Genomic DNA, 19,514 nt, shown 5'->3' with positions numbered 1-19,514 from the left:
TTCGCGAAGCCCCGGATCACTCGGCTTCGGCGGGCGCGACGTCGTCGGCCGCGACCGTGTCGACGAGCTCGGGCACGAAGGTGCCGCCGTCGGCGACGAGCTTGACCTGGTACATCTCCTGGATGAGGGCGTGGTCGCCCGCGCGCACCGTCATCGTGCCCTTCGGGCCCTCGAACTCGAAGCCCTCGAGCGCCGAGACCATCGCGTCGACGTCGCCCTGGCCCTCCTGGATGGCGTGGACGATCATGATCGCCGCGTTGAAGCCGTCGGGGCTGAACAGGTCGGGGGTGCCGCCTGCCTCTTCGATCGCCTCGACCATCGCGGTGTTCACGTCGTTGTCGGGAGCCTCGGGGAAGTAGTGGTTGAGGAAGTTGATCTTCTCGGATGCCTCGCCATAGGCGCCGAACGTGGCCGCGTCGCCGAGACCGGTCACGACCGGGATCTCGTCGAGCACGCCCTGCTGGCTCATCGCCTGCCACATCGCGCCCGAGGTGGCGCCGGCCCAGGCCACGAACACGAGGTCGGGGGCGCCTGCCAGCACCTGCTGTGCGAACGGCGTGAACTCGGTCGCGTCCTCCGCGACGAGCACGGAGTTGACCGTCGCGCCCTGACCGCCGAGGATGCCGTCGACCGCTGCGACGTTGCCCTGGCCGAAGGCGTTGTCCTGCGCGAACACCGTCACGGTCTTGCCCTCGATGTCGTCGAGGAACGTGCCGGCCGCCGCGACGTCCTGAGCGCTCTGCCGGCCCGAGCGGAAGGTGTAGTCGTTGATGCCCGTGATCGCGTCAGCGGCGGCGGGGCCTGAGATGTAGAGCACCTTGTTCTGCTCCGCCTGCTCGGCGACGGCGAGCGCGACGCCCGACGACGCGGTGCCGGCGATGATGTTGACGCCCGCGCCGATGAGCTCCTTGACGGCGGTGACGGCCTTGTCGGGGTCTCCGGCGTCGTCGCGGTACTCGACGTTGATCGTCGTGCCGTCGATCTCGCCGGTGCCGTCGGTGGCGTAGTCGAGCCCTGCCTTGAACGCGTCGAGGTACTGCTTGCCGTAACCGGCGAGCGGACCCGACTCACTCGTGACGATGCCGACGGTGACCTCGGACAGCCCGCCGGGCTCCGTGGAGCCGTTGTCGGGGTCACCCGACGGCGCGCATGCCGCCAGGGCGAGCGCTGCCGTGACGACCACGGAGCCCAGGAGCAACTTCTTCGTAACCCGCATGTGCGTGCCTTTCCCCATTGGAAGGATCTGGTGCGTGAATCGGTGCTTCGTTCTCAAACATGAGATCCGATTCAGGTTCTTGCAATCTAGGAAACGGGAGCCGCAGAGGTCAAGTCGGCGAGTCGCTCCCCCTGCTGTCGTTATCGAATCGCGACGAAGGGCCCCGCATCAGTAGTCTCATACCCTCGGTATATATCGGAGGTATGCTTCTTGCGTGACCCATGATCAGGACATCGAGACCCTCATCGTCGCCGCCCACGCGCTCACGCGCGTCGCGGCGCTCGAGACCGCGAACGAGACGCCCGCCGCGCAGTGGCGCACCCTCACGATCCTGCGCGACAACGGCGCCCTGCGCATCGGCGAGCTCGCCCGCCTCAGCCGCGTGACCCAGCCCGGCATGACACGGCTGGTCGGTCAGATGGCGGACCACGGACTGGTGACGAAGACGACGGATGCTGCGGATTCGCGCGCGATGGTCGTCGAGGTCACCCCGCTCGGCCTCGAAGCGCTCCAGACGTGGCTGCTGCAGCTGACGGCCGCGCTCGCCCCCCACTTCGAGGACCTGGGGCCCGAGGAATGGGACGCGCTGAGGACCACAGCATCCGTCCTCACACGCAAGCTCGACCGCACGCGCAGCGCGTCCGCCGCCGGCACCGCGGAGGCCGCCCGATGAGCGCGCACAGCGGCACGGCGGGTTCGGTGTGGCGCCAGCCCGCTCAGGTGTGGGCGGTCGCGTTCGCGTGCGTCGTCGCGTTCATGGGCATCGGGCTCGTCGACCCGATCCTGCCCGCGATCGCCGGCTCGCTGCAGGCGAGTCCGGTGCAGACCGAACTGCTGTTCACGAGCTACCTGCTGGTGACAGGCCTTGCGATGCTCGTCACGAGCTGGATCTCGAGCCGGATCGGCGCGAAGGCGACCCTGCTCATCGGGCTCGCTCTCATCGTGGTGTTCGCGCTGCTGTGCTCGCTGAGCGGCAGCGTCGACGCGATCATCGGCTTCCGCGCCGGGTGGGGTCTCGGCAATGCGCTCTTCATCTCGACGGCGCTCGCCACGATCGTCGGCGCTGCGTCCGGGGGCAGCGGCGCTGCCATCGTGCTGTACGAGGCGGCCCTGGGTCTCGGAATCGCTGTCGGCCCGCTGCTGGGCGGCCTGCTCGGCGAGATCAGCTGGCGCGGCCCGTTCTTCGGTGTCGTCGTGCTCATGGCCATCGCATTCGTCGCCGTGCTCGTGCTGCTGCGCGGGCCGAGCGACAAGCCGGTGCCGGTGCCGCTGTCCGCACCCTTCAGCGCGCTGCGGATCCCGTCGCTCGCCGTGCTCGCCGTCGCCGCGCTGTTCTACAACATCGGCTTCTTCGTGCTGCTCGCGTTCTCCCCGTTCCCGCTGGGGTTCGGAGCCATGGGCATCGGCTTCACGTTCTTCGGCTGGGGCGTCGCCCTCGCCATCACGAGCGTGTGGGTGGCGCCGCTGCTGCTGCGCGTCATGGCCCGGACGACCGTCATGCTCGTGACGCTGCCGCTGCTCGCGATCGACCTGGTCATCGCCGGAATCCTCGTCACCGATGCCGCAGCCCTGGTCGCCGCGATCATCGTCGGCGGGCTGCTCCTCGGGGTCATGAACACGGTGCTCACAGAGTCCGTGATGGAGGCGACCGATCTCCCCCGTTCCGTCGCATCGTCGTCGTACTCCGCCGTCCGGTTCCTCGGCGGCGCCGCCGCGCCCCCGCTCGCGGCCCTGCTGTGGCACCTGTACGGCCCGACCGTGCCGTACCTCTTCGCGGCGGCATCCGTCCTCGTGGCGACCGGGACGATCCTCTTCGGCCGGCGGGCGCTGGCCCGCATCGATGAGCGCGAAGCGGATGCTGCGGACGAGGCGGCAGCCGTGCTCGTCGGCGACGCGGCCTGAGCCCGCGGGAACAGCAGAAGGGCGGTCCTTGCGGACCGCCCTTCTCCGTTGGTGCACCCCCTGGGACTCGAACCCAGAACCCACTGATTAAGAGTCAGTTGCTCTGCCGATTGAGCTAGAGGTGCGTTGTTCACTGTGAGGCGAACGAGGATCAACATTAGCATCACGATCGCGTCTCGTGAAATCGAGGCGGGAACGCCCCGGCTATCCTTGATCCCGTGACCTCCCCCTCCCCCGTTTCGACGTTCGACACGCCGTTCGACGGGGACCTGCGGGCCGATCTCGATCTCGCTCTGCGGCTGGCCGATGCGGCGGATGCAGCATCCATGTCCCGCTTCGACGCCGCCGATCTTGATGTGCGTCTGAAGGCGGACGCGAGCCACGTCACAGAGGCCGATCTCGCCACGGAGCGCGCCCTCCGCGATCTGCTCGAGACCGAGCGGCCCGGCGACGGGGTGTTCGGCGAGGAATACGGCGTCACGGGCGACTCGGCGCGGCAGTGGATCATCGACCCGATCGACGGCACCGCGAACTACCTCAAGGGCATCCCCATGTGGACGACCCTCATCGCCCTCGCGATCGACGGCATCCCGCGCGTGGGGGTGGCGAGCCAGCCGGCGATCGGCCGGCGATGGTGGGCCGCGACCGGACTCGGCGCCTGGACCAACACATCGACGGGCGGGACGAAGCGCCTCGCGGTGTCGACGGTGGACACGATCGCCGACTCGAGCGTGAGCTTCCAGAGCATCGGGCAGTGGCGCGATGCCGGCAAGCTCGACGCGCTGGAGCGGCTGACGTCGTCCGTCTGGCGCGATCGCGGCTACGGCGACGCGTGGCCGTACATGCTGCTGGCCGAGGGGCGTCTCGAGTTCGTCGCCGAGTTCGGCGTCAAGGAGTACGACATCGCCGCGCTCGTGCCGATCGTGACCGAGTCGGGCGGCAGATTCACGTCGTTCGACGGCAACGACTCGCTGTCGGAGCGCTCGTCGCTCGCCACCAACCGCGTGCTCCACACCGCCTATCTCGACCTGCTCCACTCCGCCTGATCCCCCGCACCGCCTGACACCCGACCGCCTCCCATCCCCCACGGAGACTCTCTGATGCCTGCCACCCGCATCCTCGGCACCGCTGCCGCCCTCGCCCTCTCCGCGATGCTCCTGACGGCCTGCGCCGGCACGCCCGAGCCCGCGCCCGAAGTCACCGGCAATGCGCAGACGCCGACCGCGGCCGCGCCCGAGCCCTCGGCCACCCCCGAGCCCGAGCCCGCGTCCACGGACGACCCCACGTGCGAGACGATCATCGGCCCGTCGGTCGTCGCCGACTTCGAGAGCCTCGGCTGGACCTCGCAGGCCTCGCCGCTGTACATCGGCAGCACCGAGATCCAGGACGGCCTGCAGTGCATGTGGGCCGACTTCGAGGGCCCCGCCGGCGACCACGGCCAGATGTTCGGCTGGGCGCCCGTCACCGACGCCGACGCGGTGGACCTGCAGGAAGAGCTCGAGGCCCAGGGCTGGGTGCGCGAGGAGGACGCTGCCGGCGTCTACATCACCGAGAGCGCCGACACGGCGATCGCGACGGACGCCGACGGCTACGGCATGACGTACCTCTTCACGCCCGGCCAGGTCGAGGTCGCCGACACCAAGCAGGGCCTGCTGCTCATCGAGTGGCCCAAGAGCTGACGCTGAGCGGACCGGTCACAGCACGGAGGGCCGGTCTCGGGAACCGGCCCTCCGGCCATCCTGACTTCGCTCACGGGGCTTCGACATAAGCCGGAGCTGGGAGCCTGGCGGCTTGCCCGACGTCGAGCACTCCGACCACAGCGGATGCGTCCCCGCCGGACGAGATTGGGGGCAAGTCCAGGGGGCGTCGCGTCACTGGCATGTCATGGTTCTCGCAAACAATTCCGCAGCCAGGATTGGGAAGTCGGTCGAAGACCGACGAGAGGGTCTGGTCGGGGGTTGACCAGACCCCGGCGGCCGGTCCCTGAGCGGCGACGCATGCCGCCGCTCAGGGACCCGCCGGTCAGGGAGTCGGCGCCGCCGATACCGGTTCCGATGTGTACACCGACACCGATTGAGCGGTCTCCGCACCATCGGTGTACCCGATGGTCACCCGGATCGTGTAGCCGACGTCGCCGGCGACCGGCGCGTAGGCGCTGGTCGTGCCGGCCGGCTCCGCAATGTTCTCCCACACCGTCGCCGGGTCGGCCGGGTCACCCGTGGTCCGCGCCCACTGGTAGGTGAGCACGCCCTCCTCGAACAGGCCGTCCGGGTCGTCCGGGACGCCCGGAATGATCGGCACGCCCACCACGAAGGGTGCGACGGACTGCAGCGCGAGCGTCCCGTTCTGCTGGACGTCCTGCACCTGCGAGGTCGACACTGCCGAGCGCGCTGCGCGGAACTGTCCGTCCGTCGGATCGGTGTATCCGACCGTCACACGGAGGAACTGACCGACGGCCGACTGGTCGGGCGTGTACGTCGCGTTCGGCGACGTCACCAGGACCTCCCACTCGCCCACGGTGTCAGCAGTGTCGCCCTCACCGGCCCACCAGGTGTACAGGAGGTTCGTCACGGTCGACTCGTCGAAGTCGACGGTGAACGCCTCGTCCTGCCACAGGGTGGCGGTGACCGGCTGACCCTCGATCGGGTCCATCGGCGCCATCTGAACGAAGGCCGACGGCAGGCACGAGACCCACTCGCCCTCGATCAGCTCGGCGCAGCCGTCCGCGAACTGCATGCGCTCGAACCCGACGACCGTGTCGGTGCCGTCGCTCTCCTCGGCCTCCTGGACCGCGGTGTGAGTGACGGACCAGTAACCCGAGCCTTCGAACCCGATCTCGGAGATCGCGTAGGCCGCTCGAACATCGGCATACTGCACCGTGTCGATCCCGGCATCCTCACGGTCGATGTCGATCGCCCGGATGATGTCGATGTTGGACGGGTTGAGCCGGCCCTGCACCGCGTGGTTCTGAAGCTGCGCCGCGCTGTCGGCAAGGATGACCGTGCCGTCGTTGAGCGTCGCCTCGAGCTGAACCCGCAGCATCGCGTCGCCGTCGAGGTAGTCGTTTCCACCACGTCCCTCGACCGTGTCACTTCCAGGCCCGGCGATCATCACCTTGTGCACGCCGTCGGCGTCGATCTCCGGCGCGTCGCGCAGGATCGGCAGTGCGAAGTCGCCGAGCGCGATCGGCTCGCCGCCTTCCGGCGTCGCCGTCGGCCGCAGCATCGCTTCGAGTCCATCCACCAGATCCAGCGACGCTTCAGTCGCCTTGTTCAGGGGCGCCTCACTGAGGGTGGTGAAGTCGTCCGGCTCCACGAGTGGACCGCGCAGGACGTCGTTGCCGGTGCTGCCCGACAATGCCTCCAGGAGATCGAAGCGCGAGGCCAGCTGGTTCTGCGTCTCGAACACCCGGTTGAAGGCCCAGTCGGACACGACGCCTTCCGACGTGCCGTAGTACGTCAGCCAGTCGAACCCGAGGTTGCCGAGGTGCCGGTCGGTGCCGACCGAGGTGCCGACGATGATGTCGTCGCCTCCTTCACCCTCGATGTCGTCGTTTCCGAACCGACCGATGACCACGTCGTTTCCACCCAGAGTGTCGTTCTGGGCTTGGTCGGCGTTATCACCCTGGAGCAGATCAGCGTGGCTGGAGCCTTCGACCCAGTCATCGTGCTCACCGCCGAACACTGTCGTCCGGCCGGTGGTGCCGAGCGTGATGTCGTCGCCCATCCCTGCGAACAGGGTGGTCGCGTCACCGCCACCGTTGATCATGAAGTCATCGCCGAGGCCACCGATCGACAGGTCGTCGCCGGGACCGTTGTGCATGACGTCGTTGCCCTGCTTGCCCTTCAGGTTGTCGTCGCCGAACGCGTCGGTGATGATGTCGTCTCCCGAGCCGCCCACGAGAGCGTCGTTGCCAGACCCTCCCTCGATGCGGTCGTTGCCGGCGTAACCCCAGACGGCGTCGTCACCTTCGTCGCCTCGGAGTCGATCGTCTTCGGCCGAACCGTGCAGCTGCACGTGCTCGTCGCCGCTCCAGCGGTAGGTGCCGTCACCTTCGAGGATCAGGCCCGCGGGAAGCGGCTCTCCGCCGATGTAGTCGTCGACGTCGAGGATCGGGTCCTGCAGGGCGAAGATGTCGGCCGGCAGGTTCGAGGCATCCGTGTTCCGCTGGATGATGTCCGAGAACGTGTTGCCCTCGAGCGCGGCGAACAGCTGCTCGCCCTGGTTGCGGAACAGGTAGTAGAACCGGTCGCCGAACTGGAGCTTCTCCAACTGCGTCTCGAAGACGAAGTTGAATGTCGACCCGAGCATGCCGCCGAACGGGTTGAGGCGTTCCGCAAGCCCGCCGACCCAGAAGTCGACGTTGTTGAGGCCCGACTCCACCCCGGCCCACGCGCCGGTGCTGTTCATGAACTCGACCCTGTCCGCGGGCGGATCCTGGCTCGGCGGAGCGAACACCGCCACCTGCGCTTCCGCAGCCAGCGAGACCGCGTTGGGGTCGCCGAGCACATGGATCTGCGCGACACCGAGGCGTTCGATCTCTTCCAGCACGACCGCCGGGACCGAGCCGGGCTCCGTGAGCAGGATCGGCGCACCGGCGAGGCCGGCTGCCGGACCAGCCGCGAGGGCATCCGGGAAGTTCCGCCCGTTGGTCAGGTAGACCCGGTCGGCGCCGTCCGGGAAGAACTCCCGGCTGATCTCCACCGCCGTCTCGAAGCGGTCCGCGCCGGCGATCCTGCGTGTCGGACCGTACTGCGAGATCGCTCCGAACGTGCTCGAGCTGATGGAGGGCGCGCCTCCCAGAACGACGATCTCCTCGGGGTCGAGTCGATCGAGCTCCGCCGCGGTGTACGGATCGAGCGCATCACGCGGAGTGATGAGGATCGGCACACCATCACGCGCAGCAACCGCCGCGGCCGCCAGCGCGTCCGGATAGTTGTAGCCGTCGGCGACGAACACCCGCGGAACCCCCGGATCGAACGTCCGCTCGCTGATCAGCGCGGCCGTCTCGAACCGGTTGACGCCTCCGATCGTCGTCACCTCGTCGGTGGAGGTGTACCCGCGGAGGTTGTTGATGGTGGCCGCGGTGACCGAGTTGGTGTCACCGAGGACCACGATCCGCTCCGGCTGGAGGCGCTCGAGCTCGAGCGCGGTGGCCAGCGGGATGTCGCCATCCAGGCGGTTGGCGACCAGAAGGATCGGTCCGCCTTCCGCCCGCGCGGCAGCGCCGCCGGCCAAGGCGTCCGGGAACTTCATGCCGTCGGTGATGTACACGACGGGCACCGGTCCGCCGGCCGGGAACTGCCGTTCGCTGATGCGCGCGGCCGTTTGGAAGCGGTCGGCGCCGGCGATCCGGAGCACGAACTCCTCGCCGAGCGGCGCACCGTTGACGAGGAGCGCTGCGGCGTTCCGCTTCTCCGCGAGCGTCTCCGCCTCGGTGATCGTCGGGTGCGTCCCGTAGGCCGCCACGAAGTTGACGAGCGAGGCCCGCTCACCGGCTCGACCGAAGTTGTTGCCGTTCTTCGTGTTGAGACCGAAGTCGTTCCAGCTCACGTAGGGCCGCAGGTCGTCGTCACCGGTCGCCTCGTAGAACGTCTGCCGAGCGGTCTGCAGCGACGGAACACCGGCGTCGCGACCGCGCAGGAGGTTCAACGTCGCGAGGTCGAGCGGCAACCCGAGCAGGTTGTTGCGCAGGACGTCGACCACGTGCTCGTCGATCTGGCTGCCGACGCGTGACGTCATTCCGTTGATGAGCGTTCCTGCAGCCTCCTCGGGGCTGAGCGTGCCGCTGTGGTCGAACTCGTCCGGGTTCAGGAACCCGGTGAGCAGAGGCACATCGCCGGCACCGTCAGGTTCGATCGCACCGGAGCCGCCCTGGAGCAGGGGTTCGCGTCCGATCTCCTCGGTCATCATGGAGTGACCGAAGCGGTACACCACGTGAGCGAACTCCGCGGTGATGGCTGCGTTGATGTCGGCGTTGTAGCTGTTCTCGTTGAACACGACAGCGTCGATGGTCGGCGAGATCTTGCGCCCGAACTCCTCGAACACGAGGTGCTGGTACTGCATCTCGGTCGCGAACTTGGCGGCCTGGAAGAGGCGCTCTTCGAAGCTCCAGTCATCGGCCTGGCCGGCGACCGGGGCCGCACCGCTTCCCACGGGCACGTAGCCCGGGAGCTGGTCCTCAGGACGGTCCGAGGCGTACGCGTGGTTCTCACCGCGGAACGCCGCTGCGAACTCGGCGATACCGCCGCGCTCTGCGGAGTCCTGAGCCTCGAGCTCCGGCCGTGCGCCGTCGAGGACCTCGAGGATCTGGCCGACCATCCGGTTGTGCTCCGCGTGGAACACGGCGTGGACTGCCGTGAGGCCGATGTTCTCGTTCACCCGGCCGTCGCCCGCCATGAAGTGGGCGTTGAGGGTCGCGTTGTCGTAGCCCGTGAGCACCGGCTCGCCGTTCTCGTCCAGCACCGGGGTGCCGTCCTCGTTGAACCGCGGAAGCAGCGCACCGTCCTCGCCGACGACCGGCGTGGAGCCGTGCGCGATGTCGTCGAGGAAGGCGTGGCCCGTGCCGACCTTCGTCCATCCGGCCGGAATCGTCGCTCCGCCCGGCGCCCCCTCGAGGGTGTCGGTCTCGCCGGCTTCGTTCACGATGACGTACATCGGGAACCCGTTCTCACCGGGGACGAAGTTGCCGTAGGGGTCGACGACGACCTGCGGGACATCCAGCAGGTCCGCGTCCGTCAGAGGCAGGCCGAGGACACCGGTGGTCTGCGCCTTCACATCCGCCCAGGTCGACATGCCCCCTTCGACACCCTCGATGAGAAGGCCGGTCGCCTGCGGGACGCCGTCCACCGTCGCGTACTCACGCAGGAAGACCTGGTGCGCCGGGTGCGAGCTGTACGTCTGGTTCTGATCGATGAACGGCGAGGTGATGTTCTTGTGCTGGTTCGTCGGGTCGCCATTGGCGTCGTCGATCCGCGTTGCACGCGACAACGTGACGAAGTTCGCCTCGGGGTTGCAGTGAACCTCTTCAGCGCCCGGCGCGTTCGCGCGGACGCCACCCAGCGGGTTGCCGGCGGGCGTGGTGTCGGGGATGCAGTAGAGCGGATCGTCCGTCTCGAGGGGGACGATCATGGTGCCGTTGCCGCCCTTGCCCACCAGGTCGAGTCCGTGGTCGAAGAACTGTCCGAAGAAGCCCATGAACGTGTTGAACGGGGCGGACAGCTCCTCATCGGGTGCCGTGTTGGGGATCGTGACGCGGTCCGTGCCCGGAACCGGGATCGCCGTCCCGGCGTCGATCTGGTTCTGGATCGCGGGGTTGCTCGTCGTCTGATCCACGATCAGGTTGCTGATCTCGCGCGGCTGGGAGTCGTAGACATTCCCGTCGGTCTGCGAGTAGCACGTCGTGGCGCCACCGCACACTGCGACCTGCTCGGGTGTGTTCGCCTCGAAGCCGAGGTCCAACGCCTCCGGCTCCGCCTGACGCCACAGCTCCGGCAGCAGTCGCGGGAACGCGACGTCCGACGAACCGTAACCGCCGCGACCAGCGACGAGGTTGTTGTAGCTCCCGTCGACGGTGCGCACTCCGGCGGGCCGCATGATGTCCGGCACGCAGTTCTGAGCCGCGGTGCCCTGACCGGGGCAGTACAGTTCGTAGTTCGACGGGTTGAGCTCATCAGCGGCGTGCGCCTCGGAGATCTGGATCTGCCGAAGGATGAACTCCAGATCGTTCTGCGTCAGAACGAACGACGGATCGTCGTCCGTGACGGCCTGCGCCGCCGGTGGTGGTGGCGCGAGCAGCAGCGTCACGACCATGGCCATGATCGCTGCGATCGCCGCTGAGATCCGCAATCGCGCGGATCCGTCCGGTGCGACGCGCGCGCGTGAAGAAATCGTTGCATCCACGGCAACTGCCTCCTAAGGGTGTCGCCACCCAGTCCCCAGTCAGGCGCCGGACCCCCCAGTTGAGCCCGCCACGCAGCCGTCGGGCAAAAACGACTGCGAGGACTGTCTACTCCCTGATCCACGTGATCGCAAGGCAATCGTCAGGAAATCACCAGTTGGCATGACGTATTGACCGAGTTCTGAGATCGACTAAAGGCAAACACAAGGTTCGAGGAGGCGCGGGACGAAGCGCTCGGACGACCCGCACGACGGAGGATCTCAGCCGTCGGAGCGGGCGTGGGCACTAGACCCGTGCGGGCTCTTCGGAGTTCGCCGCGCCCTCGATCGAGGGCGCTTCGGCGCTCGCATCGTGCGTGCGATCGGAGCCGTCACCCGAGAGCCGGCCCGGCCACCAGATACGGCGGCCGAGATCGTACGCGAGCGCGGGCACGAGCAGCGTGCGCACGACGAATGTGTCGAGCAGGACGCCGAATGCGACGATGAACGCGATCTGCGCGAGGAAGAGGAGCGGCAGCACGCCGAGGGCAGCGAACGTCGCAGCAAGGACGATGCCGGCCGACGTGATCACCCCACCTGTCAGCACCAGCGCGCGAAGAACCCCCTGGCGCGTCCCGTGCCGCAGACTCTCCTCGCGTGCCCGGGTCATCAGGAAGATGTTGTAGTCCACCCCGAGTGCTATCAGGAAGACGAAGGCGAAGAGCGGCACTGTCGGGTCGGCGCCCGAGAAGCCGAACACCGTGTTGAAGACGATCGCCGATACGCCTAGGGCTGCGGCGAAGGACAAAGCGACACTGCCGATGACGATCAGCGGCGCGACGATGGATCTCAGCAGCACCATCAGGATCAACGTGATGGCGATGAGGACGGCCGGAATGATGAGCGTTCGGTCGGTGATCGCGGCGGCGTTGGCGTCGACGTCGATCGCGGTCTGCCCACCGACGAGAACGTCGTCCCCCACTGCATCCAAAGCGATACGGAGATCGCGCACCGCCCGCTCGGCACCCGGTGTGTCCGCGGCGGAAGTGAGCGTCACCTCCAGCAGGACGCTTCCGTCGATTACGAGTGGCGCCAGCGCTATCCCGGAACCCGCCGCGAAGGGTTGCACGCCCGATGGAGTGATCGGAGACGGACCGCCCAGCGTCGCGATGCGGACGTGGTCGACGCCGTCGACCGCGAGCGCGGCGGCCACGGTGTCCAAGGAGCGATCGACGTCCACGACGACGACGGCCGGCGTCCCCGACCCGGCGGGGTAGTGCTCTCCCAGCACAGCAAGGCCAGTCCGCGCCTGCGACTCGCCCATCACGTACTCGCTGGAAGGCGAGCCCTCCGCATTGAGCTGCGTCAGCCCCAGGGCCATCACCGCGAGCGCGAGCGTCGACACGACCCACACCGCCCGGTGACGGCGGCCGACCAAGCGAGCGAGGCGTGGCCACACCCCGACACCCTCGAGCACCGTGGCGTCGGCCGGCGCCGTCTTCAGCCTGCGCGGCCAGAACGCCGCGCGCCCGGCCACCATCAGCAGTGCGGGGAGCAGGGTGAAAGACGCCAGCAGTGCGAACACGATGCCGATCGAGGCGATCGGCCCCAGTGTGCGGTTGGAGTCCAACTGACTCGCGAGCAGCACCATGAGGGCCGCGATCACCGTCAGCCCGGAGGCGAGAATCGGCTGCCACGACCGCCGCAGCGCGTCCCACGTGGCGTCCCATCGGGACTGATGGTGCGTCAGCGCTTCGACGTACCGCGAGATGTACAGCAGCGCGTAGTTGGTGGTCGCGCCTACGACAAGGATCAGCAGAATGCCCTGCGTCTGGCCGGCGAGCAGGATCGAGCCCGATCGCGCCAGGCTCGCAACCACGAGCACCGCTCCGCAGAGCGCCGACATGCTGGTACCGAGCACGATCAGCGGGAGCAAAGGCGATCTGTAGACCACGATCAAGATGATGAATACCGCGGCCAGCGCGACGAGCAGCAGGAGCCCGTCGATGCCGGCGAACGCGGAGATGATGTCCGCGGCGAATCCTGCGCCGCCGGTGATGTACACGGCCGACGCATCGGGCACAGCGCCACGCAGTCCCTCGCGCAAGGCCGCGACGGCCTCGTCGAGTTCTCCGGCGGAATCGACGGGGATCACCATCTCAGCCGCGAGACGGTCCTCCGACACGATCACCGGCGTGGCCCTCGATATCGCGACGCCGTCGATCGGCTCTATCCGCTGGACGGCACGCTCGATGAGAGGGGCCGCGTGGTCGTCCACCGGTTCGTCGAAACTGAAGACCGCGACCGCGTACGAGAATCCCTCCGACCGGAATCTCGACTGCAGCTGGTGAACCTGCGTCGACTCGGCACTGGCGGGAAGGAATTGCACCCGGTCGTTCGTCCCCAGGTCGTTGAGCTGACTGAATGTCCGTCCGCCCACCAAGAAGATCGCCAGCCACACCAGCAACACGACAGCGATCGCGACGATGCGACGCGCACGTGATGACTTGCGCGTCCGTGTTGCCTCCCCAGTCATGCAGACAACCTAGGGCATCTTCGGGAAACCTCCACCAAAACTTGGGAAAAGATCAGCCAACAGGCAGCGCCCAGATTCGGTCGCTCAACCGACGCGAGTGAGGGAGAACACGGCCTCCAACCCCGTCGGGGTCCCCGGCCAGTGACGTTCGATCGCGGACTCACCGGCTGTCCGGATGGCGTAGCGCAGCGCGATCGCGACGATGATCGCATCGTCGGCGTACCCCAGCACCGGGATGAAGTCGGGTACCAGATCGATCGGCAGCAACAGGTAGACCAGAAGTCCGCCGAGCCACCACCTCGTCTCCCGGGGCACCGTGGGATCGCCGATCAGCCGCTTCACCAGGACGACCACGTCGGCGACGAGTCGCATGACCTGGCGCCAGTCGACGTCACGGCCTGCCCGACGGTGCTGCACCCACAGGATCAGCAGCAGCGCCAGCCAGATCAGAACGAGTCCGCCCAGCACCGAGATGACGGCGATGGTCCAGTCCGGCATCCGTTCAGCCCTGGGCCGCGCCGGGAAGGTTCGCGGCGAACACCTGCTCGGCGTACCCCGCGAGCTTCTCGGTGACGTCTTCGAGCCCCTGGGTCGCCGTGGCGGCGATGCCGAGTTCGACGACGTTGCGGCGACGCAGGTCCCGGTGCCAGCGGCGCAGGCGCTCGAGGCTCTGCTCCTCTTCTTCGAGCTCGCCGAAGGTGAATTTCGCTTTGGCGATCTCCCGATCGATCTCGTCGGAGAACTTTCCGCAGTCGGCGATGAACTCCTCCCACTCGTCGGTGCGTGCGGCGAGGAACGCATCGCGCAGCACCGCGATGTCGTCGTCGCCGTGGGAATCGGCCCTGAGCACGGCCAGCGTCCCGCCGCCGCGCTGGGCGAGTTCGCGGACGGTCGGGAGCGCTCCGGTGAACGCCGGAAGGTCGGGCATCGTCCAGGCTCCGGATGCCGCGGGGACCGCGCCCACACGACGAAGCTCCCGCCACACCGCCACGCGGTGGCGCGACGGCTCCGCCGGAACCCTGGGGATGACCACGAGCCAGGACACAGGCGTATCAGTCGTCATGCGCTGACTGTAACACGCGTTACATTTCGCCCCACCGCGTAGGCTCGATTCCCATGGCGATCGGCGTGACGATGTACACCTTCGACATTCAGCTGGCAGACGTCGATCGGGGGGTCTACGAGGATCTGTCGGTACGCGTGGCGCGGCACCCGTCCGAGACCGACGCCTTCATGCTGACGCGGGTGCTGGCGTACGCGCTCGAGTACGAAGAGGGCATCTCCTTCAGCGAGGGCATCTCGGCGACGGACGAACCGGCCGTGCTCGTGCGGGATCTCACCGGCGCGCTCGTGGCGTGGATCGAAGTGGGAGCCCCGGACGCCGCCCGCCTGCACACCGGCAGCCTGGCGGGCGCGCGCGTCGCGGTGTACACCCATCGCGATCCGGCGAAGGTGGCCGCGCCGTGGGCGGGAAAGAAGATCCACCGCGCCGACGAGGTGAAGCTCTACAGCTTCGACCCGGGATTCTTCGATTCGGCGACGGCTTCGCTCGAGCGTCGCAACACGATGACGGTGTCGATCACCGAGCGCCGGCTCTACCTCGACCTCAACGGCTCGTCGTTCGAGTCCGACCTCCACGCGACCACCGCGGGCTGAGCCGCCTCACGCCGGCAGGAAGTTCTCCCGCGCCAGCGGCGCCACCTCGAGGCCGTCGGCTTCGGCCCTGGACACCCAGCGGAGCTCTTCGATCTCGGCCGCGATCACCGGCTCCTGATCCCCGATGTCGGCGACGAACACATCCGCCACGACGAGGAACCCCGGCTCGTTGGCGGCTGCGGCCGTGAACAGGCCGAGCGCCCGCAGCTCCCCCGGCTCGACCGACAGCCCCAGCTCCTCGAACAGTTCGCGGCTCAAGGTCTGGTCGGGCGACTCCCCCACCTCCGGCTTGCCGCCCGGTTGCATGAATGCGGTCGTGCCCGCCTTGCGCACCAGCAGCAGCTCGTCGCGATCGTTCAGGATGACCGCAGCGGACACACGGATGCTGCGGGTCGAAGTCGGGGCGGCGTCCGAGGTGGTCACGAAGGCACGCTAACAGGAATCACCCACACGCTCCGGCGTAAAATCACGTGTGCTTCCCGATTCCCCCGCGCCCTCCGACCTGCCGCCGAGCGGCATCGACCCGGATGATCTGGCGACCACCCTGCGAGTGCTCGCCGCCATGCCGGCCGTCGACGAGTCGCACCCCGACTACGTGGCAGTCCGCCGCGCGACCGCCGCGATGTTCAAGGCGGTCAAGAAGGTGCGGCGCCGTGAGATCCGCGAGGCGATCGCCACCGCCGACCGCGCCGTCGTCGCCGCCACGGCCACCGGAGCGCCCGACCGGATCGACGACGAGACCCGCGGCATCCCGATCAGCAGCTCGACGACGGCGCCCACCGCCGGCACCCTCCTCAAGCCGCGCGCGTGCTACATCTGCAAGCAGCCGTATACGGTCGTCGACGCGTTCTACCACCAGCTCTGCCCGACGTGTGCGGCGATGAGCCACGCGAAGCGCAACGCACGCGCCGACCTCACCGGCAAGCGCGCGCTGCTCACCGGGGGCCGCGCGAAGATCGGCATGTACATCGCGCTGCGTCTCCTGCGCGACGGTGCTCACACCACGATCACGACGCGCTTCCCCCGTGACGCCGTCCGTCGCTTCAGCAGCCTGCCTGACGCGCCGGAGTGGATCGATCGCCTCAAGATCGTCGGCATCGACTTGCGCGATCCCGCACAGGTGATCGGGCTGGCGGAGGACGTCGCAGCGGCCGGCTCCCTCGACATCCTCATCAACAACGCGACCCAGACGGTGCGCCGCTCGCCCGGTGCGTATCAGCCGCTCGTCGACGCCGAGCTCGCGCCGCTGCCCGACGGACCGCTTCCGGAGCTCGTCACCTTCGGCCACACCAACGACCGGCACCCGCAGGCGCTGGAGCGCTCGGTGACCGCCCACCCGATCCTCGCCGCCGCCGCAGCGCGCGCCGACGAGCTGACCGAGCAGGCGATGGCCGCGGGGTCCAGCTCGCTGGAGCGCCTCGCCGCCGGCACGGCGATCGACGCCGGTGGCCTGATCCCCGACCTCGACCACACCAACTCGTGGGTGCAGAGCGTCGAGGAGGTCGACCCCCTCGAGATGCTCGAGGTGCAGCTCGCGAACACGACGGCACCGTTCCTGCTCGTGTCGAAGCTGCGCGCCTCGCTCGCCGCGAGCCCCGCGCGCCGCACATACGTGGTGAACGTGAGCGCGATGGAGGGCGTCTTCAATCGCGGGTACAAGGGTCCGGGGCATCCGCACACCAACATGGCCAAGGCCGCCGTGAACATGCTCACGCGCACCAGCGCGCGCGAGCTGTTCGAGACCGACCGCATCCTCATGACGAGCGTCGACACGGGCTGGATCACCGACGAGCGCCCGCATCCGACGAAGGTGCGGCTCGCCGAGGAGGGCTTCCACGCGCCGCTCGACCTCGTCGACGGCGCCGCCCGCGTCTACGATCCGATCGTGCGCGGCGAGGCCGGCGAGGACCTGTTCGGCGTCTTCCTCAAGGACTACTCGCCCGGGCGATGGTGAACCTCCCCGAGCCGGGTCACCGTGTGGTCGTCCGCTACATCCTGCCCAGCGGTCAGGCGACGGATGCCCTCGGCGAACTGTTGAGCGCGGATGCCGCGACGGTCGTCGTCGACGGCAAGCGCGGCGTCGAGCGCATCCCGCGCGGCGCGATCATCGCCGCGAAGGAAGTTCCCCCGCCGCCCGCGCCGCGGCGCCCGGCGCCGCCGGTCGATTGAGGGAATGATCGGGAAGATCCTCGGACCTCTCTTGGTTCGAAGATCCATGAGCACCGTCGCAGAACTCCTCCGTCTGAACCTCCACGGCGTCTTCGGGAATCGGGATGCCGCCGAACGGCGCGATGCCGCGGCTCGCGCCTACTCCCCTGAGGTGGTCCTGACCGATCCCGAGGGGATCGTCGTCGGCCCCGAGGCGGTGCTCGCCAATGCCGGGGCGCTGCTGAAGGAGGCGCCGGAGGAGTTCGTCCTCGTCGAGGACGGACCGGCCTACACCTCCGACACGACCGGAGTGCTGCCGTGGGCATTCGGTCCCGCCGGAGCGCCCGTCGTACGGGGCATCGATCTCATCACCGTCGAGAACGGCGTCATCGTGTCGTTGACCGTGCTTCTCGCCGAAGCGTGAGGGGCGGTGGGCCACGCCGCCACCGGCGCGACCCACTCGTACGCGCTCAGAACCGCAGCAGCACCTTGCCCGCGCGTCCTGCCACGGCGCTCGCGGCCGCAGCCTCGCGTGCCTGCTCGAACGGGAACACGGCGTCGACCGGCAGCGCCACCTCGCCCGCCCCGATGCGCTGCACCAGTTCGGCGAACAGCGCACCGCGGGTCGCAGCATCCATCGTCTGGCTCACCTTGCTGCCCCAGAAGCCCTTGACCGTCGCCTGCTTGAAGATGAGATCGCCCGCCGACAGCTGCAGCGTGCTCGAACCCATCGACCCGAACGACACGAGGGTGCCGCCTTCGCCGAGCAGCGACAGCAGGTCGCCGGCTGCCTCCCCGCCGACGGAGTCGACCGCCGCACGCGGCGCGCTCTCGCCGAGGATCTCCGCGGCGCGCTCCCGCCAGTCATCCGACTCGGTCGACACGACATGACGGATGCCGAGCCCCGCCAATTCGTGCACGCCAGCGTCGCGGCGCACGAGGCCGAGCACGTGAACACCCCGCGCCGCCGCGAACTGCGCGACGAGCTTGCCGACCGCGCCGTTGGCGGTGTTCTGCACGATCCAGTCGCCCGGCTGCACGTTCAGGAAGTCGAGCAGGCTCAGCGCGCTGAACGGCATGGAGATCAGCTGGGCCGCTGTCTCGTCGCTCACTGCCTCCGGCACGGCGACGAGCCCGGCAGCCTTCGCGACGAAGTACTCGCTCCATACGCCGAATGTTCCGCCGGTGGCGACGCGCTGCCCGAGCGTGAGCTCGTCGACGCCCTCGCCGAGAGCGTCGACCACTCCGACGGCCTCCGTGCCCGAGGCGGCAGGCAGCTGCGGCTTGAACCCGTACGTGCCGCGGATCGTCCAGAGGTCGTGGTTGTGGATCGGCGAGAGCACCGTTCGCACCCGCACCTGTCCGGGACCCGGCTCGGGCAGCGGTCGCTCGGCGACCTCGAGAACGTCGGTCGGGTCGCCGAAGGTCGAATGGATGAGTGCGCGCACGGTGGTGCTCCTTGCTGGGTATCTCGGGGGCCGGGTATGCCCCCGAAGGTATAGCTCAGGGCATGGCTGACGCATTCCCCGCTCCCGGTCGCTGTCGGGCACCCCGAGTGTCGCCCTTCGGCTGGGTGGGCGGAGGGTTCGAGGGGTGATGGGGTGGTCTATGCGGACCTGGCGCGTCTGAGTTGGTGGAGCAGGAGCCGGTTGGGTCCGCGCCATGGTCGGTGGGGGTCGATCCAGGCGGGTGGTCGCACCTGCGGCATGCCGTCGATCATGCGGATCTCCCACCCGCTGGTCTCGATGCCGTGGTGGTGATGCCAGCACAGCAGCACGCCGTTGTCGACGAAGGTGGGACCGCCGTTGGCCCAGTCGACGACGTGGTGCACTTCGCACCAGGCGGCGGGCACGGTGCAGCCGGGGATGATGCAGCCGCCGTCGCGGGCGCCGATCGCCTTGCGCTGGTGGTGGTTGAAGACCCGGTCCTCGACGTGCAGCGCCTTGATCGCACCGTTCGGGGTGAGGGTGAGCCGGTGGATGGTGCCGTGGCAGCCGGTGTGCCGGGCGAACGACGCCGGCACCGGCACCGGACCGGCGGCGCTGTCCACGAACGCGACCCCGCCCGCATCGGCCAGGTCGCGTTCGGTGGTCGTCACGATGAGGGTCGGTGCGGCGCCGCCCAGCGTCGGCGTCCCGGCGGCGCCGGCCGCGACGGTCAGGATCGACGCGAACGCGT

At 68.6% G+C, this 19,514-nt stretch carries 16 protein-coding genes and 1 tRNA gene; 8 read left to right on the top strand and 9 right to left on the bottom strand.

Annotated features, from left to right (window positions below):
• Positions 1 to 16: 16 nt before the first annotated feature.
• Positions 17 to 1,216: a substrate-binding domain-containing protein gene (locus tag ACFQ7C_RS17015; protein ID WP_378903869.1), complete on the bottom strand. Its 1,200-nt coding sequence runs from the start codon at positions 1,214 to 1,216 to the stop codon at positions 17 to 19.
• 214 nt (positions 1,217 to 1,430) lie between these two features.
• On the opposite strand from ACFQ7C_RS17015, the gene ACFQ7C_RS17010 reads away from it, so the two are divergent.
• Both ACFQ7C_RS17010 and ACFQ7C_RS17005 read left to right on the top strand, forming a co-directional pair.
• Positions 1,431 to 1,889 carry a MarR family winged helix-turn-helix transcriptional regulator gene (locus ACFQ7C_RS17010; RefSeq protein WP_378903866.1) on the top strand — a complete coding sequence of 153 codons (459 nt, stop codon included), beginning with the start codon at positions 1,431 to 1,433 and terminating at the stop codon, positions 1,887 to 1,889.
• A complete protein-coding gene (locus ACFQ7C_RS17005) occupies positions 1,886 to 3,118 on the top strand; it encodes an MFS transporter (RefSeq protein ID WP_378903863.1) in 1,233 nt (410 codons plus the stop codon). Before ACFQ7C_RS17010 ends, ACFQ7C_RS17005 begins: the two co-directional genes overlap by 4 nt.
• 49 nt (positions 3,119 to 3,167) lie before the next feature.
• On the opposite strand, the gene ACFQ7C_RS17000 is transcribed toward ACFQ7C_RS17005, so the two are convergent.
• Positions 3,168 to 3,243 (bottom strand) — tRNA-Lys (locus tag ACFQ7C_RS17000).
• A 93-nt stretch (positions 3,244 to 3,336) separates the two neighbouring features.
• Here ACFQ7C_RS17000 and ACFQ7C_RS16995 point away from each other — a divergent pair.
• Together ACFQ7C_RS16995 and ACFQ7C_RS16990 are read left to right on the top strand one after the other, a co-directional pair.
• Positions 3,337 to 4,164: an inositol monophosphatase family protein gene (locus ACFQ7C_RS16995; protein WP_378903860.1), complete on the top strand. Its 828-nt coding sequence runs from the start codon at positions 3,337 to 3,339 to the stop codon at positions 4,162 to 4,164.
• A gap of 54 nt (positions 4,165 to 4,218) precedes the next feature.
• A complete protein-coding gene (locus ACFQ7C_RS16990) occupies positions 4,219 to 4,797 on the top strand; it encodes a hypothetical protein (protein WP_378903858.1) in 579 nt (192 codons plus the stop codon).
• Positions 4,798 to 5,140: 343 nt separating this feature from the next.
• On the opposite strand, the gene ACFQ7C_RS16985 is transcribed toward ACFQ7C_RS16990, so the two are convergent.
• The 4 genes from ACFQ7C_RS16985 to ACFQ7C_RS16970 form a co-directional block, all read right to left on the bottom strand.
• Positions 5,141 to 10,966, bottom strand: a complete 5,826-nt coding sequence (locus tag ACFQ7C_RS16985; protein WP_378903855.1) for a cell wall-binding repeat-containing protein — start codon at positions 10,964 to 10,966, stop codon at positions 5,141 to 5,143.
• A gap of 337 nt (positions 10,967 to 11,303) precedes the next feature.
• Entirely contained in the window at positions 11,304 to 13,532 is a 2,229-nt protein-coding gene (locus ACFQ7C_RS16980; protein WP_378903852.1) for an MMPL family transporter, read from the bottom strand.
• 84 nt (positions 13,533 to 13,616) lie between these two features.
• The gene (locus tag ACFQ7C_RS16975; protein WP_378903849.1) at positions 13,617 to 14,030 is read right to left on the bottom strand and encodes a YkvA family protein; all 414 of its coding nucleotides are present in this window, start codon (positions 14,028 to 14,030) and stop codon (positions 13,617 to 13,619) included.
• Positions 14,031 to 14,034: 4 nt separating this feature from the next.
• The gene (locus ACFQ7C_RS16970) at positions 14,035 to 14,595 is read right to left on the bottom strand and encodes a Chromate resistance protein ChrB (protein WP_378903846.1); all 561 of its coding nucleotides are present in this window, start codon (positions 14,593 to 14,595) and stop codon (positions 14,035 to 14,037) included.
• 53 nt (positions 14,596 to 14,648) lie between these two features.
• Between ACFQ7C_RS16970 and ACFQ7C_RS16965 the strand changes: the two genes are divergently transcribed.
• Positions 14,649 to 15,188 carry a YaeQ family protein gene (locus tag ACFQ7C_RS16965; RefSeq protein ID WP_378903843.1) on the top strand — a complete coding sequence of 180 codons (540 nt, stop codon included), beginning with the start codon at positions 14,649 to 14,651 and terminating at the stop codon, positions 15,186 to 15,188.
• 6 nt (positions 15,189 to 15,194) lie between these two features.
• On the opposite strand, the gene ACFQ7C_RS16960 is transcribed toward ACFQ7C_RS16965, so the two are convergent.
• A complete protein-coding gene (locus ACFQ7C_RS16960; protein WP_378903840.1) occupies positions 15,195 to 15,611 on the bottom strand; it encodes an NUDIX domain-containing protein in 417 nt (138 codons plus the stop codon).
• Positions 15,612 to 15,660: 49 nt separating this feature from the next.
• On the opposite strand from ACFQ7C_RS16960, the gene ACFQ7C_RS16955 reads away from it, so the two are divergent.
• Genes ACFQ7C_RS16955 through ACFQ7C_RS16945 form a run of 3 tightly spaced genes read left to right on the top strand, consistent with a single transcriptional unit; the run spans position 15,661 to position 17,760 of the window.
• Entirely contained in the window at positions 15,661 to 17,142 is a 1,482-nt protein-coding gene (locus ACFQ7C_RS16955) for an SDR family NAD(P)-dependent oxidoreductase (RefSeq protein ID WP_378903837.1), read from the top strand.
• The gene (locus ACFQ7C_RS16950; protein ID WP_378903834.1) at positions 17,136 to 17,357 is read left to right on the top strand and encodes a hypothetical protein; all 222 of its coding nucleotides are present in this window, start codon (positions 17,136 to 17,138) and stop codon (positions 17,355 to 17,357) included. The genes ACFQ7C_RS16955 and ACFQ7C_RS16950 overlap by 7 nt, the downstream gene beginning before the upstream one ends.
• 46 nt (positions 17,358 to 17,403) lie before the next feature.
• Positions 17,404 to 17,760 (top strand): nuclear transport factor 2 family protein, encoded by a 357-nt coding sequence (locus ACFQ7C_RS16945; RefSeq protein WP_378903831.1) that lies wholly within the window; start codon positions 17,404 to 17,406, stop codon positions 17,758 to 17,760.
• Between the two features lie 46 nt (positions 17,761 to 17,806).
• Here ACFQ7C_RS16945 and ACFQ7C_RS16940 read toward each other — a convergent pair whose 3' ends face one another.
• Together ACFQ7C_RS16940 and ACFQ7C_RS16935 are read right to left on the bottom strand one after the other, a co-directional pair.
• Positions 17,807 to 18,784, bottom strand: coding sequence for a zinc-binding dehydrogenase (locus ACFQ7C_RS16940; protein ID WP_378903829.1), 978 nt, complete (start codon positions 18,782 to 18,784; stop codon positions 17,807 to 17,809).
• 158 nt (positions 18,785 to 18,942) lie between these two features.
• The coding region (locus ACFQ7C_RS16935; RefSeq protein ID WP_378903826.1) for an HNH endonuclease signature motif containing protein at positions 18,943 to 19,514 on the bottom strand (572 nt) is incomplete at its 5' end.

This window comes from Microbacterium sp. NPDC056569, from assembly GCF_042793475.1.
Classification (GTDB): Bacteria; Actinomycetota; Actinomycetes; order Actinomycetales; family Microbacteriaceae; genus Microbacterium.
Note: the sequence above shows the minus strand (reverse complement) of the source record. Positions and strands in the feature narration are given on the sequence as shown.